Source organism: Aliivibrio kagoshimensis, from assembly GCF_050337105.1.
Lineage (GTDB): Bacteria > Pseudomonadota > Gammaproteobacteria > Enterobacterales > Vibrionaceae > Aliivibrio_A > Aliivibrio_A kagoshimensis.
In genome coordinates this window covers 1-1,154 of record NZ_JAKJSQ010000153.1, presented here as the reverse complement: position 1 = coordinate 1,154, position 1,154 = coordinate 1, and the positions used below count along the sequence as shown (strand labels likewise).

The window sequence follows — 1,154 nt, the reverse complement described above, 5'->3', positions numbered from 1 at the left end:
GTATAAACACACTGTTTTACTCTTTTTTACTTATTTACTATATGCTGTGGATAACTTTATAACTGAAACATTGATTGGGCTTCTCGTTACGAAACGATATAATCCTAACTCTTTCATTCAATGGTGTACTCGCATGATCCCCCTTCCTCCTACCTCTGAGACCGAGTTATTACAGCGTGCTAATGATCTTGCTGGCTTAACCCTTGGCGAGCTGGCCGGTGTTGCTAAACAAGATATTCCAGAGAATTTAAAGCGTGATAAAGGTTGGGTTGGACAATTATTGGAGTGGCACCTAGGTGCTTCAGCTGGAAGTAAACCACAGCCTGATTTTGTAAACCTCGGTATCGAACTGAAAACGATACCAATAAGCCACGCCGGGAAACCGCTTGAAACCACCTTTGTATGTGTCGCTCCACTCACCGGGGTTCAGGGTCTCACTTGGCAGAACAGTCATATCAGAAATAAACTGGCTCGAGTATTATGGATCCCAGTTCAAGGAGAGAGAGAGATCCCACTCGGGGATCGTCGTATTGGTTCCCCTCTTCTGTGGTCCCCTTCTGTTGCTGAAGAGGCTCAACTAAAGCAGGATTGGGAAGAGCTTATGGATCTCATTGTGTTAGGCGATGCGGAAAATATTACTGCCAAGCATGGCGAAGTACTGCAATTAAGGCCTAAAGCGGCCAATAGTCGAGCGTTAACCGAAGCTTATGGCGAGGATGGCCAGTTAATAAAAACATTGCCCCGTGGTTTCTATTTAAAAACAAATTTCACCTCACAGCTATTGGAACGATATTTTATTTAGCAGGTAGACAGATCAAGATCCTCATCACACACCTCAATACCGGTACTCGTCACTGCTGGACCAAATTCATCATAGGGGTCAATTAATCTTAACGTCGCTTTTTCAATGCCCATCTTATTTAACGTGTGAATCACCGTCTCTAAGGAAGAGTAGGTGACAGCGTTGCCCTCTTTATCAGTAATCGGTTCCAAATTATGTTTGAACTCAACACTCATTGAGTACGTCGATAACCCTGCATGACTCATCACAAACATATGAGGCAAACAGCGTCCTGCATTTATCCAAGTTTTAAGCTGATGTAATTCCATATCGCCTCCTAGCATCCATTCTCTTTAATCCTAGTAGATTCTTA

At 43.3% G+C, this 1,154-nt stretch carries 2 protein-coding genes; one reads left to right on the top strand and one right to left on the bottom strand.

The window, feature by feature from the left end; genetic code table 11:
* Nucleotides 1-133 precede the first annotated feature (133 nt).
* On the top strand, nt 134-802 hold the full coding sequence (gene mutH / locus L4C32_RS20625) for a DNA mismatch repair endonuclease MutH (RefSeq protein ID WP_428198769.1): 669 nt from the start codon (nt 134-136) through the stop codon (nt 800-802).
* Here the strand turns inward: mutH and L4C32_RS20620 are convergent.
* A complete protein-coding gene (locus L4C32_RS20620) occupies nt 799-1,110 on the bottom strand; it encodes a DUF6482 family protein (RefSeq protein ID WP_428198768.1) in 312 nt (103 codons plus the stop codon). The two genes, mutH and L4C32_RS20620, sit on opposite strands and share 4 nt — an antisense overlap.
* Between the last annotated feature and the right edge of the window lie 44 nt (nt 1,111-1,154).

What these genes read in the sequence shown, in the direction of transcription:
- mutH (WP_428198769.1), top strand. Translation starts at nt 134, where the DNA reads ATGATCCCCCTTCCTCCTACCTCTGAGACCGAGTTATTACAGCGTGCT.
- L4C32_RS20620 (WP_428198768.1), bottom strand. Translation starts at nt 1,110, where the DNA reads ATGGAATTACATCAGCTTAAAACTTGGATAAATGCAGGACGCTGTTTG.